A 13,701-nucleotide genomic window follows, 5' to 3' on the forward strand; every position below is an offset into this window, starting at 1 on the left:
GGAGAGCAAAAGGCCCGGTAACGCTACCGGGCCTTTTTTATTTACAACCGTACCGAATCAATATGCCAGATGTTCTCGGCGTACTCTTTGATCGTCCTGTCCGATGAGAAGTAGCCCATATTGGCGATATTTATCATCGACTTCGTGGTCCACTCTTCCGGGTGGCGATACAGTTCGTCAACTTTGTCCTGGCAATCAACGTAGCTGCGATAGTCCGCCAGCACCTGATAGTGGTCACCAAAGTTGATCAGTGAGTCCACCAGGTCACGGTAGCGTCCCGGCTCCTCGGGGCTGAATACGCCACTGCCGATTTGCGTCAGCACCTGGTGCAGTTCTTCATCTTTCTCGTAATACTCACGCGGCTTGTAGCCTTGACTACGCAGCGCCTCCACTTCCTCCGCAGTATTTCCAAAGATAAAGATATTCTCTGCCCCCACATGCTCCAGCATCTCAACGTTAGCACCATCCAGCGTACCGATGGTCAGCGCACCGTTGAGAGCAAATTTCATATTACTGGTCCCGGAGGCTTCCGTCCCGGCCAGAGAAATCTGCTCAGACAGGTCGGCGGCAGGAATAATCACCTGCGCCAGGCTGACGCTGTAGTTAGGAATAAACACCACCTTCAGCTTGTCGCCAATCTGTGGATCGTTGTTGATCACTTTCGCGACATCGTTAATCAGGTGAATGATGTGTTTCGCCATGTAATAAGCCGAAGCCGCCTTACCGGCAAAAATATTCACACGCGGCACCCACTCGGCATCAGGATCGGCCTTAATGCGGTTGTAGCGGGTAATTACATGCAGCACGTTCATCAACTGACGCTTGTACTCGTGAATACGCTTGATCTGCACATCAAACAGCGATTTCGGATTCACCACCACATTCAGCTGCTGCGCGATGAGCGTCGCCAGCCGCTTTTTGTTCTCCAGCTTCGCATGACGCACCGCCTGGTTCACCAGCGGGAAATCGCAGTGTTGTTCCAGTTCGCTGAGCTGACTGAGATCGGTGCGCCAGGTACGGCCAATGTTCTCATCCAGCACATTGGAAAGCGGCGGGTTCGCCAGCGCCAGCCAACGGCGCGGTGTCACACCATTGGTAACGTTGCAGAAACGGGTTGGGAAGATATTTGCAAAATCAGCAAACAGCGACTGTACCATCAGGTTAGAGTGCAACTCCGACACACCGTTAACCTTGTGGCTCACCACGACTGCCAGCCACGCCATACGCACGCGACGGCCGTTCGACTCATCAATGATCGAAGTGCGCCCCAACAGACCAGTATCGTTCGGATACTGCTCCTGCAGCGTTTTCAGGAAGTAATCGTTAATCTCAAAGATGATTTGCAGGTGGCGCGGCAGAATTTTACCCAGCATATCCACCGGCCAGGTTTCCAGCGCCTCGCTCATCAGCGTGTGGTTGGTGTAAGAGAAGACCTGGCAGCACACCTCAAAGGCATCGTCCCAGCTAAACTTGTGCTCATCAATCAGCAGACGCATCAGCTCAGGAATCGACAGCACCGGATGGGTGTCATTGAGGTGAATAGCAATTTTATCTGCCAGATTATCGTAAGTTTTGTGCAGTTGATAATGACGATTCAGAATATCCTGGATCGTCGAGGAGACCAGGAAATACTCCTGACGCAGACGCAGCTCGCGTCCCGAATAGGTGGAGTCATCCGGATACAGCACGCGGGAAACGTTCTCGGAATGGTTTTTATCTTCCACCGCCGCAAAGTAGTCGCCCTGGTTAAATTTACCGAGGTTGATTTCGCTACTGGCCTGCGCATTCCACAGGCGCAGCGTGTTGGTGGCGTCGGTATCGTAGCCGGGGATAATCTGGTCGTAGGCGACCGCGAGGATCTCTTCGGTCTCAATCCAGCGAGTTTTCTTGCCTTCCTGTTGAATACGCCCACCAAAACGCACTTTGTAGCGCGTATTGTGGCGTTTAAATTCCCACGGGTTACCGTATTCCAGCCAGTAGTCCGGCGACTCTTTCTGTCGGCCATCGACAATGTTCTGTTTGAACATCCCGTAGTCATAGCGAATACCGTAGCCGCGTCCCGGCAGGCCCAGCGTTGCCAGAGAGTCAAGGAAGCAGGCCGCCAGACGACCAAGGCCACCGTTGCCAAGACCAGGGTCGTTCTCTTCGTCGATCAGATCTTCAAGATCCAGCCCCATGCCTTCCAGCGCATTTTTGACATCATCATAAATACCCAATGATAACAGTGCATTGGAAAGCGTGCGGCCAATCAGGAACTCCATAGACAAGTAATAGACCTGGCGGGTTTCCTGGGATAATTGCGCACGATTAGAACGCAGCCAGCGCTCCACGAGACGATCGCGCACCGCGAACAATGTGGCGTTCAGCCACTCGTGTTTATTGGCAATGACCGGGTCTTTACCAATCGTGAACATCAGCTTGTAGGCAATAGAATGCTTAAGTGCCTCTACGCTGAGTGTGGGCGATGCATAAGTAAATGGAGCATTCATATAGGTGATTCCTGGATATCTATTTCAAGCGATAGTAAAGCTCACGGTAAGACTTCGCCGCGACTTGCCAGCTAAAATCCATGGTCATGGCCTGACGTTGTACGAACCGCCAAAGCGAGGGCCGGGACCACAATACGAAAGCACGCCGGATCGCCCGTAGCAGCGACCAGGCATTACTATCTTCAAATACAAACCCACTGGCGATACCGTCCGCCAGGTTCTCCAGCGAACTATCAGACACCGTATCAGCCAGCCCACCGGTACGCCGCACCAGCGGCAACGTGCCGTACTTCAGTCCATACAGTTGCGTTAAGCCGCACGGCTCAAAACGGCTGGGCACCAGAATAACATCGGCCCCGCCCATGATACGGTGCGAGAAGGCCTCGTGATAACCAATCTGCACGCCGACCTGGCCTGGATGTTCCGCGGCCGCGGCTAAGAACCCTTCCTGCAATACCGGATCGCCCGCGCCGAGCAGCGCCAGTTGCCCACCCTGCTCTAACAACCCCGGTAGCGCTTCCAGCACCAGATCCAACCCTTTTTGGCTGGTCAGACGGCTCACAACGGCAAACAGCGGCACTTTATCGTTAACCTTAAGTCCCATCGCAATCTGTAGCTGCCGTTTGTTCTCTGCCTTCTCTTCCAGCGAGTCACGGGTATACCGCGATGCCAATAACAGATCGGTTTCCGGGCTCCAGATTTTTTCATCAACACCGTTCAGCACGCCGGAAAGACGCCCCTCACGATGACGCTGCTGCAACAACCCTTCCATGCCATAGGCAAACTGCGGCTCGGTAATTTCCCGCGCATAGGTCGGACTCACCGCCGTAATATGGTCGGCGTAGTACAAACCGGCCTTCAGGAATGAAATCTGCCCGTTAAACTCCAGTCCGTGCACATTAAAGAACGACCATGGCAATTGGATGTCATCCATATGCTTTGCATAAAACATGCCTTGATACGCCAGGTTGTGTACGGTGAACACCGATTTCGCCGGATGGCCGCGCGCCGCCAGATACGCCGGCGCCAGGCCAGCGTGCCAGTCATGCGCATGCACCACATCCGGGCGCCAGAATGGATCAAGGCCGCAGGCCATTTCACATCCGACCCAGCCGAGCAACGCAAAACGTTGTACGTTATCGGAGTAAGCAAACAGGTTGGTATCGTGATACGGGCTCCCGGGACGGTCATAGAGATGCGGCGCATCAATCAGATAAATGCCGACCCCGTTGTAGTGTCCGAACAACAGCGTTATCCGTCCGGCGAAGGTATCCCGACGCGTCACAACCTGCGCATCAGGAATGCCGCGACGAATATCCGGAAACGCCGGAAGCAACACGCGGGCATCCACGCCGTCCGCAATTTGTGCCGCAGGTAACGCCCCAATAACATCCGCCAGTCCCCCTGTTTTTAACAGGGGGAACATCTCTGAACAAACGTGTAAAACCTGCATTATCGCTCCTGTTTGATTTGCAGTTTGCGTAGCATTTCACGCGTGACCAGCACAATGCCTTCCTCTGAGCGGTAGAAGCGACGCGCATCTTCTTCCGCATTTTCGCCAATCACCATGCCCTCAGGAATGACGCAGGCGCGATCGATAATGCAACGACGTAAGCGGCACGAACGTCCAACCCAGACTTCAGGTAACAACACTGCCGAATCAATGTTACAGAAAGAATTCACCCGTACTCGCGGGAACAGTACGGACTGCACCACCACCGAACCGGAAATAATACAGCCACCGGAAACCAGCGAGTTCAGCGTCATGCCGTGACTGCCAGAACGGTCCTGCACGAACTTCGCAGGCGGCAGTGATTCCATATGCGTGCGGATGGGCCAGTCCTGGTCATACATGTCCAGTTCAGGCGTCACCGAGGCCAGATCGAGGTTCGCCTTCCAGTAGGCTTCCAGCGTTCCCACGTCGCGCCAGTATGGCTCGGATTCCGGATCAGATTGCACGCAGGACAACGGGAATGGATGTGCATAAGCCATGCCAGCTTCGGTGATTTTCGGGATCAGGTCTTTACCAAAATCGTGACTGGAGGTTTCATTCAGGTCATCTTCTGCCAGCAATTCATACAGATAATCGGCGTCAAAAACGTAGATCCCCATACTGGCAAGAGATTTAGTGGGGTCACCTGGCATAGCAGGCGGATTCGCTGGTTTTTCAACGAATTCGATAATTTTTTCGTTTTCGTCAACAGCCATTACGCCAAACGCACTGGCTTCTTCGATAGGCACGGGCATACAGGCGACGGTGCAGCGCGCGCCCTTCTCGACGTGGTCTATCAACATGCGCGAGTAGTCCTGCTTGTAGATATGATCGCCTGCGAGGATCACCACATATTCCGCTTTGTAGCGTCGAATGATGTCCAGGTTCTGCGTCACCGCATCCGCCGTGCCGCGATACCAGTTTTCGCCCTGCATCCTTTGCTGGGCGGGCAGCAGATCAACAAACTCGTTCATCTCTTCGCTGAAGAATGACCAGCCGCGCTGGATATGCTGCACCAGCGTATGGGACTGATACTGCGTGATCACGCCAATACGGCGGATCCCGGAGTTAAGACAGTTGGATAAAGCAAAATCAATAATGCGGAATTTACCGCCAAAGTGCACGGCGGGCTTGGCACGTTTGTTGGTTAAATCTTTCAGGCGGGTACCACGGCCACCGGCCAGGATCAGGGCAACAGATTTTAATGGCAGCTGGCGCGCCAACATTACACGATCGTTCTTCTCTAAACTCACCATGACTAACTCCTTTTTTATCATCTCTGGAACACACACAGTCCGTGCGCAGGTCCCTGCCAGACAGCCGTAATAACCGGATTATCCTCTCCGGCAAATGGGGGAATGGCATGCCATTCCCCTTCGGGTAAAACAATATCTGTCACCTCAAGCGTGGCGTTTATTGCAATCAGGAAACGGTCTGAAAGCAGGATTTGCATCTGTTTCGGGCCGTTTTGCCACTCATCCGCACTTAAGGGTTGTGCGTACTTATTCAACCAGCGGACATTGCCATCGCCCTCTTCCCACCAGCGATCGTCTGTTAGTGCAGGGATCTGCTGGCGAAGATGAATCAACGCGGCGGTAAATGTCGTTAGCCCACTGTTTGCCTGCTGCCAGTCCAGCCAGGTTAGCGCGTTATCCTGGCAGTAAGCGTTATTGTTGCCGTGCTGGCTATGACCATGCTCATCGCCTGCCAGCAACATCGGCGTCCCCTGGGAGAGCAACAGCGTGGTTAACAGCGCATGAATGCTGTCGCGCCGCCGTTCAATCAGGTCCAGCGAGCCGCCTAATCCTTCTTTACCATGATTGTCACTGTAGTTATTGCTAGTGCCGTCCCGATTTTCCTCACCATTCGCTTCATTGTGCTTATTTGTGAAGCACACACAGTCGCGCAGCGTAAAACCGTCATGTGCGGTCACCAGATTGACGGTAGCGCTGGGTTTGCGGCCATTGCGTTTAAACACATCGCTGGATGCGGCGAAACGTCCGGCAAACTCTCCCAAAGACAGATTACGCTGAAGCCAGAAGCGTCGACTTGCATCGCGAAAATGGTCATTCCACTCGGCAAACGGCGGTGGGAAATTACCCACCTGATATCCGCCTTCACCAATATCCCACGGTTCCGCAATCAGTTTGACGCGAGAGAGCAGCGGACAGTTTTGGATCGCGGCAAACAGGGGTGCATCCTGACGAAACGCAGGCGTACGACCCATGACGGATGCTAAATCAAAACGAAAACCATCGACGTGGCAGGTTTCAACCCAGTAACGCAGGCATTCACAGGCATACTCCACGACACCAGGATGGCTCAGATTGATGGTGTTCCCACAGCCGGTCCAGTTGTAGTAATCACCATCGTCCCTGATCCAATAATAGCTACGGTTATCAATTCCGCGCAGCGAGAAGACCGGTCCCTCAAGATCCAGTTCGGCGCTGTGGTTCAAAACGATATCGAGAATGACCTCAATACCCGCTTTATGCAGCGCTTTTACCGCATCACGAAATTCACCCAACGCGCTCTCTGGCGAGCAGGCATAGGCCGGATGCAGCGCGAACATCGCCACCGGGTTGTAGCCCCAATAGTTCGACAATCCCAACCGCTGAAGGCGCGGCTCGTTGGCGAAATGTGCAATGGGTAACAGCTCCAGCGCGGTAATGCCAAGACGCTTGAAATAGTCGAGCATCACCGGATGACCGAGCGCTTTGTAGGTACCGCGTATCTCTTCAGGGATATCAGGATGCAGATACGTCAGCCCTTTGACATGCGCTTCGTAAATCACGGTATTGCCCCACGGCGTGCGTGGAGGGGTATCGTCTTCCCAGTCATACCGATCTGACACCACCACGCTTTTCAGGGCGATGGCAGCATTATCGTGATGATCCGGTTTATCGATCCCACCGTGTAGCAGAGGGTTATCTTTTAATTCACCTTCAACCCGACGCGCGCAAGGGTCGAGAAGTAGCTTCGCCGGATTGAAGCGGTGACCCTGCCCAGGCTGCCATGGCCCATGTACGCGATAACCGTAGCGCAGACCTGGTCTGGCATCGGCCAGATAGCCGTGCCAGACATCCCCGCTACGCCCCGGCAGGTCATAGCGGTGTTCGCAACCTTGCTCATCGAATACGCATAACTCAACGCGTTCGGCATGGGCCGAGAAAAGGGTGAAATTGACGCCATGGCCGTCATACGTTGCACCATGGGGTGTGGCGTTGCCGGTTGCCAGTTGCGTCATTACCCCTCCCGAACCAGCCAGATCGTGGCCAGAGGCGGCAACGTGAGACTCAGTGAGTGTTGGCGCCCATGGCTGGCGATTTCATCACTGTGCACTGCCCCACCATTACCGGTATTGCTGCCGTGGTAATGCATCGAGTCGGTATTGAGGATCTCACGCCATTTGCCCGGTTGATTGATGCCGAAACGGTAGCCATGGCGCGGCACTGGCGTGAAGTTGCTGGCGACGATAATTTCATTACCGACCTTGTCACGGCGGACAAAAATCAGCACCGAACGTTCGTTGTCATCCACCACCAGCCACTCAAAGCCATAGGCATCAAAATCAAGCTCATGCAACGCTTTATGATGACGATAGGTGTGGTTCAGGTCGCGTACCAGCCGCTGTACACCGTGGTGCCAGTTGTCGCCCCCTTCCAGCAAATGCCAGTCGAGGCTGGCGTCGTGGTTCCACTCGCGTCCCTGAGCAAATTCGTTCCCCATAAACAGCAGTTTCTTACCGGGGAAGGCCCACATCCAGCCGTAATAGGCACGCAGGTTGGCAAACTTCTGCCATGCGTCTCCCGGCATGCGGTCGAGAATCGATTTCTTACCGTGTACGACTTCATCGTGTGACAGTGGCAGAACAAAGTTCTCGGTGTAGTTGTACAGCATGCCGAAGGTCAGCTTATCGTGGTGATACTGACGATGAACCGGGTCCAGCTTCATGTAATCCAGCGTGTCGTGCATCCAGCCGAGGTTCCACTTGAACCAGAAACCTAAACCGCCCATATCCTGCGGTCTGGAAACACCGGCAAAATCGGTGGATTCTTCCGCCATGCTCACGGCACCAGGAACCTGTTCGCCAAGAATACGGTTGGTATTGCGCAAGAATTCAATGGCTTCGAGGTTTTCGCGACCACCAAATTCATTCGGGATCCATTCCCCATCTTTACGGCTGTAGTCGCGATAAATCATTGATGCCACGGCATCCACGCGCAGTGCATCGATACCAAATCGCTCAATCCAGTACAGGGCGTTGCCCACCAGATAGTTGCTGACTTCACGGCGACCATAGTTGTAGATCAGCGTATTCCAGTCCTGGTGATAGCCTTCACGCGGGTCGCTGTGTTCATACAAACTGGTGCCATCAAACTGAGCCAGACCAAAGTCATCCGACGGGAAATGACCCGGAACCCAGTCGAGGATCACGTTCAGCCCCGCCTGATGGGCGGCATTGACAAAATAGCGGAAGTCATCGCGCGTGCCGAAACGGCGGGTCGGCGCATACATACCGGTCGGCTGGTAACCCCAACTGCCGTCAAACGGGTGTTCGTTAATCGGCAGCAGTTCGAGATGGGTAAAGCCCATCCACTTTGCGTAGGGAACCAACTGATCCGCCAGCTCACGATAGCTCAACCAGAAGTTGTTATCGGTATGGCGACGCCATGACCCCAGATGCACTTCATAGATAGAGATTGGCGCATCAAACTGGTTAGCCCTTTTGCGCGCCTCAGTTTGCACCACCTTTTCAGGCAAACCGCAGATAAGCGATGCGGTTTCCGGGCGCATTTGCGCTTCAAACGCGTAGGGGTCGGCTTTAATACGCAGCTTACCGTTCGCATCGATCATCTCGTATTTATACAACTGGCCATGCTGGGCTCCGGGGATAAACAGCTCCCAGATACCGCTCTCTTTACGCAGGCGCATGGGGTGGCGGCGACCATCCCAGTAGTTGAACTGTCCCACTACTGAAACACGCTGTGCATTCGGCGCCCAGACGGAGAAACGCGTGCCGGTAACGCCATCCATGGTGTCCGCATGCGCACCCAACGTCTCGTAAGGTCGCAGGTGCGTACCTTCAGATAACAGCCAGGCATCCATATCCTGGATTAGCGGGCCAAAACGATAAGGGTCATCGATCAGATTCTGCTGTCCATGCCAGACAACGGCCAACTGATAGCGAAAGAAATTTTTACGGCGGGGAAGTACAGCACAAAAAAAACCGCGTGAGTCGAGGCAATCCAGCTTGCCAACTTTGCGTCCGGTTTTTGGTTCGATCACCCACACTTCGGTGGCATCGGGTAATAGAGCGCGGACTTCAAGTCCGGCTTCAGTTTGGTGCATACCCAGTACGGAAAAAGGATCCGCAAAATGGCCTGCAATTAGCGCATTAATCACGTCTCTATCAATACGAACGGACATGGTTGTCTTCCTGTTTTATGGTGTCACCCCTTCCAACTGATTTTCGACATCAGGTAGCGACACTTTTTTTGACCTGAACGGCGCAGCACAATTGTGCATCCTCTCTGCGTCGTCCCACCTTCAGGCAACAACTTAATACCTCCGGTACTAAGTCACCCTTAAAGAATAGCCAATGCTTTATCTTACTCCCGGTAAAAAATGAAACATCTGCGCTTACTCCTGTATTACGCAAAAAAAAGGGCGACTCAGCACCCAATGTTTAAACATGATAATTGTCTGCCGGATGGCGGTGTTGCCTTACCCGGCCTGCTGACTCGCGTCATTTACAGGCCCGATAAGCGTAGCGCCATCAGGCAGTCCAGCATTACGCCAGCTGACGCAGCATGCGGCGCAGTGGCTCCGCGGCACCCCAGAGCAATTGGTCGCCTACGGTAAAGGCTGACAGGAACTCCGGTCCCATATTCAGCTTACGCAGACGGCCGACTGGCGTGGTCAACGTACCGGTAACGGCCGCCGGGGTTAACTCACGCATAGTGATATCCCGATCGTTTGGCACTACTTTTGCCCACGGATTGTGCGCAGCCAGCAGTTCTTCCACGGTCGGAATAGACACATCTTTTTTCAGTTTAATGGTGAACGCCTGGCTATGGCAGCGCAGCGCGCCGACGCGCACGCACAAACCATCAACCGGGATCACCGAAGACGTGTTGAGAATTTTGTTGGTTTCCGCCTGTCCCTTCCACTCTTCACGGCTCTGGCCGTTATCGAGCTGTTTGTCGATCCACGGAATCAGGCTACCGGCCAGCGGTACGCCAAAGTTATCAACCGGCAATTCACCGCTACGGGACAGGGTCGTTACTTTGCGCTCGATATCGAGGATAGCAGAGGAAGGCGTAGCCAGTTCATCGGCCACATGGCTATACAGATGCCCCATCTGCGACAGCAGTTCACGCATATGACGTGCGCCACCGCCGGAGGCCGCCTGGTAAGTTGCCACGGATACCCAGTCAACCAAATCATTGGCAAACAGGCCACCGAGCGACATCAGCATCAGGCTAACGGTGCAGTTACCGCCGACAAAAGTCTTAATACCTTTGTTCAGACCGTCGGTAATGACATCCTGGTTAACCGGATCGAGAATGATGATGGCATCGTCTTTCATGCGCAATGAAGACGCCGCGTCAATCCAGTAACCCTGCCAACCGCTTTCACGAAGCTTTGGATAGATTTCGTTGGTATAATCGCCGCCCTGACAGGTCACGATAATGTCCAGCGCCTTCAGCGCGTCCAGATCAAAAGCGTCCTGAAGTGTGCCGGTAGTCGAACCACCGAACGTCGGTGCCGCCTGCCCGAGCTGGGAAGTAGAAAAGAAAACAGGGCGAATGGCGTCGAAGTCGCGCTCTTCAACCATGCGTTGCATGAGAACAGAGCCGACCATACCGCGCCAGCCGATAAAACCAACATTTTTCATAGCGTTTTTTTCCTGCAGAGATGTGTGCTGTGTATGCTAACCAGTATCCTACTGGCCTATCCTTCACCATACAAAAAGCAGCCAAAGTCGCAAGTGAAATTAATCAATGATAGCGAAGCCATCAGTAATGCGACTTATCCCGCTGCGCAAGCAAGCAGAAAGTCCGCGGTAATTATCAGGGAATTTGACTTATGAATGAAATCATTTCTGCAGCAGTTTTGTTGATCTTAATTATGGATCCGCTCGGAAACCTGCCCATTTTCATGTCCGTATTGAAACATACCGAACCAAAACGCCGCCGTGCGATTATGATTCGCGAGCTGTTCATTGCTCTGTTGGTGATGTTCATTTTCCTGTTTGCGGGCGAGAAAATTCTGGCATTTCTTAACCTGCGAGCGGAAACCGTCTCCATCTCCGGAGGCATCATTTTGTTCCTGATTGCCATCAAGATGATTTTCCCCAGCGCTACCGGAAATAGCACCGGGCTTCCGGCAGGCGAAGAACCCTTTATCGTACCGCTGGCGATTCCACTGGTTGCCGGTCCAACAATCCTGGCCTCGTTGATGCTGCTATCGCATCAGTACCCGAATCAAATGGGGCATCTGGTGATTGCGCTGCTGATCGCCTGGGGCGGGACATTTGTGATTTTGCTGCAGTCGTCGCTGTTTTTACGCCTGCTGGGCGAGAAAGGGGTGAACGCGCTGGAGCGTCTGATGGGATTGATTCTGGTGATGATGGCCACCCAGATGTTCCTGGATGGTGTGCGGATGTGGATGAAGGGGTAACGTACTCGTTTTACGCCGGGTGGCGGCTTCGCCTGACCCGGCCTACGGTATGGATATGTACTTGATGCAGGCCCGGTAAGCGTAAGCGCCACCGGGCAATACCATCAGCTCAGGAGCTGGAAAGCAATCATACCGACAATTGCGCCGACCGTACCGAGGATGGTTTCCATCATCGTCCAGGTCTTCAGCGTTTGCGCTTCGGTTGCACCGGTAAATTTACCAAACAGCCAGAAACCAGCGTCATTCACGTGGCTGACCACGATCGAACCGCCCGCGATACAGATAGACAGTGCCGCCATCTGCGCGCCGGAGAAGTTCAGCTGTTCAATCACTGGCATCACCAGACCGACCGCCGTTAAGCAGGCTACGGTCGCGGACCCCTGAATAATACGTACCGCCGCAGCCAGCACAAAGCAGGTAATGGCAATCGGTAAGCCCATACCGGTTAACGCTTCCCCCAGAGCAGGACCGACACCGGAATCAACCAGCACCTGCTTGAACACGCCACCGGCACCAATCACCAGCAGAATAATCCCCGCGGGCTGCAGCGCGTGGCCACAGATCTCCATCACCCGGTCTTTCGCCATACCCTGGCGAATTGCCAGACCATAAATAGCGACCAGACAGGCGACCAGAATCGCAGTGAACGGATGACCGATAAATTCGAACCATTCATACGCAGTAGAACCGACCGGCACAAAACGTGCGGCGATGGTTTTCAGACCAACCAGCACCAGCGGCAGCAGGATCAGCGACAGGCTGAAGCCAAAGGAGGGCATTTTGCCTTCGCCCAGATGCGGCTCGGTAATGTCTTCTGGTACATGCAGCTCAACGTAACGGCTGATAAAGTTGCCCCACAGCGGCCCGGCGATAATCATGCCAGGAATCGCCGCACACAGGCCAATCAGGATCATCCAGCCAAAGTCAGCGTGCATTTGCGAAGCCAGCAGCATTGGCGCCGGCCCTGGCAGCAGGAACGCAGCAGCAGCAGCCACCCCCGCAAACAGTGGAATAACCAACTTCACCAGGTTAGTTCCCGTATGGCGCGCCATCGAGAATGCGACACTTATCAGCAGCACAATCGCCACTTCAAAGAACAGCGGTAGCGCGCAAATCAGACCGGCCAGACCGATCGCATAATGCGCACGGCTGTGACCGAAGGATTTCAGCATTTTGACGGCGATCTGATCGACTGCGCCGGTTTCATGCAAAATCTTGCCAAACATCGCACCCAGCGCCACCACAATTGCCAGAAAGCCGAGCGTGCCTCCCATCCCTTTTTCCATCGTTGCCGCGATTTTATCGAGCGGCATACCGGAAAAGAGACCTGCACCAATGGATACCACCATCAAAGCAACGAAGGCGTGCATACGCGCCTTCATCACTAAAAACAGCAGTAATAAAACGGACCCTACTGCTGTTAAAACAAGCGTTAATGTAGTCACTACTTACTGCCCTGGTTAATAACCTCAATGGTGCTCGCTACCACACCGTCCAGCGGCTGATCGATATCCACCACCAGAACATCGTTTTCATTCGCACCCGGTTCTTCCAGCGCTTCAAACTGAGTTACCAGCATCTGCGTTTTGAAGAAGTGGCCTTTACGCGCCTTCAGACGACTTTCGATAACGTCAAAATCCCCTTTCAGGTAGATGAAAGAGAGATTCGGGTTACCGTCACGCAGCTGGTCACGATAGTCTTTTTTCAAGGCAGAGCAGACGATCAGCGAAACCTTGTTGGTGCGCTGCATCGCGAAGGCGGCGTCATTCAGCGCCTGTAACCACGGTTTACGGTCGTCATCGTTTAACGGCTCACCGGAAGCCATTTTCATGATGTTGCTGCGCGGATGGAGAAAATCGCCATCAAGAAACGCGGCCTGCAGTTGATGCGCCACTTCGCTGGCGACAGCAGATTTACCGCTGCCCGATACGCCCATCAGAACGTAAACGTGGTGATCATGATTAGTCGTGCTCAAAGCGTTGCCCCCACTGGTACAAGAATCAGGAAATTGTTACGGGTAACTGTTATCGGTAA

General features: G+C 53.8%; 9 protein-coding genes. 1 reads left to right on the forward strand and 8 read right to left on the reverse strand.

Going from position 1 to position 13,701, the window contains the following annotated elements; all coding sequences use genetic code 11:
• Window positions 1-41: 41 nt before the first annotated feature.
• From glgP to asd, 6 genes are all read right to left on the reverse strand, one after another.
• Window positions 42-2,489 (reverse strand): glycogen phosphorylase, encoded by a 2,448-nt coding sequence (glgP, locus tag ACLJXE_RS03295; RefSeq protein WP_410750080.1) that lies wholly within the window; start codon window positions 2,487-2,489, stop codon window positions 42-44.
• Between the two features lie 19 nt (window positions 2,490-2,508).
• Window positions 2,509-3,942 carry a glycogen synthase GlgA gene (gene glgA, locus ACLJXE_RS03300; protein ID WP_271441379.1) on the reverse strand — a complete coding sequence of 478 codons (1,434 nt, stop codon included), beginning with the start codon at window positions 3,940-3,942 and terminating at the stop codon, window positions 2,509-2,511.
• Window positions 3,942-5,237: a glucose-1-phosphate adenylyltransferase gene (gene glgC, locus ACLJXE_RS03305; RefSeq protein ID WP_286629850.1), complete on the reverse strand. Its 1,296-nt coding sequence runs from the start codon at window positions 5,235-5,237 to the stop codon at window positions 3,942-3,944. The genes glgA and glgC overlap by 1 nt, the downstream gene beginning before the upstream one ends.
• A gap of 17 nt (window positions 5,238-5,254) precedes the next feature.
• Window positions 5,255-7,228, reverse strand: a complete 1,974-nt coding sequence (gene glgX / locus ACLJXE_RS03310) for a glycogen debranching protein GlgX (RefSeq protein WP_410750081.1) — start codon at window positions 7,226-7,228, stop codon at window positions 5,255-5,257.
• Window positions 7,228-9,411, reverse strand: a complete 2,184-nt coding sequence (glgB, locus tag ACLJXE_RS03315; protein ID WP_410750082.1) for a 1,4-alpha-glucan branching enzyme — start codon at window positions 9,409-9,411, stop codon at window positions 7,228-7,230. The genes glgX and glgB overlap by 1 nt, the downstream gene beginning before the upstream one ends.
• A gap of 364 nt (window positions 9,412-9,775) precedes the next feature.
• Window positions 9,776-10,882, reverse strand: coding sequence for an aspartate-semialdehyde dehydrogenase (gene asd, locus ACLJXE_RS03320; protein ID WP_271441375.1), 1,107 nt, complete (start codon window positions 10,880-10,882; stop codon window positions 9,776-9,778).
• Between the two features lie 191 nt (window positions 10,883-11,073).
• Here asd and yhgN point away from each other — a divergent pair, with 191 nt between their 5' ends.
• Window positions 11,074-11,667, forward strand: a complete 594-nt coding sequence (yhgN, locus tag ACLJXE_RS03325; RefSeq protein WP_006687438.1) for an NAAT family transporter YhgN — start codon at window positions 11,074-11,076, stop codon at window positions 11,665-11,667.
• A 104-nt stretch (window positions 11,668-11,771) separates the two neighbouring features.
• Here the strand turns inward: yhgN and gntU are convergent, their stop codons facing one another.
• Both gntU and gntK read right to left on the reverse strand, forming a co-directional pair.
• The gene (gene gntU, locus ACLJXE_RS03330; RefSeq protein WP_137381956.1) at window positions 11,772-13,112 is read right to left on the reverse strand and encodes a gluconate transporter; all 1,341 of its coding nucleotides are present in this window, start codon (window positions 13,110-13,112) and stop codon (window positions 11,772-11,774) included.
• Window positions 13,112-13,642, reverse strand: a complete 531-nt coding sequence (gntK, locus tag ACLJXE_RS03335; protein WP_032940611.1) for a gluconokinase — start codon at window positions 13,640-13,642, stop codon at window positions 13,112-13,114. Before gntK ends, gntU begins: the two co-directional genes overlap by 1 nt.
• Window positions 13,643-13,701 lie beyond the last annotated feature (59 nt).

It is taken from the genome of Citrobacter sp. U14242, assembly GCF_046555775.1.
GTDB lineage: Bacteria > Pseudomonadota > Gammaproteobacteria > Enterobacterales > Enterobacteriaceae > Citrobacter.

Excerpts from the sequence above, each read along its gene's own strand:
- glgP (WP_410750080.1), bottom strand. The coding sequence starts at position 2,489 with ATGAATGCTCCATTTACTTATGCATCGCCCACACTCAGCGTAGAGGCA.
- glgB (WP_410750082.1), bottom strand. The coding sequence starts at position 9,411 with ATGTCCGTTCGTATTGATAGAGACGTGATTAATGCGCTAATTGCAGGC.
- glgC (WP_286629850.1), bottom strand. The coding sequence starts at position 5,237 with ATGGTGAGTTTAGAGAAGAACGATCGTGTAATGTTGGCGCGCCAGCTG.
- yhgN (WP_006687438.1), top strand. The coding sequence starts at position 11,074 with ATGAATGAAATCATTTCTGCAGCAGTTTTGTTGATCTTAATTATGGAT.
- glgX (WP_410750081.1), bottom strand. The coding sequence starts at position 7,228 with ATGACGCAACTGGCAACCGGCAACGCCACACCCCATGGTGCAACGTAT.
- glgA (WP_271441379.1), bottom strand. The coding sequence starts at position 3,942 with ATGCAGGTTTTACACGTTTGTTCAGAGATGTTCCCCCTGTTAAAAACA.
- asd (WP_271441375.1), bottom strand. The coding sequence starts at position 10,882 with ATGAAAAATGTTGGTTTTATCGGCTGGCGCGGTATGGTCGGCTCTGTT.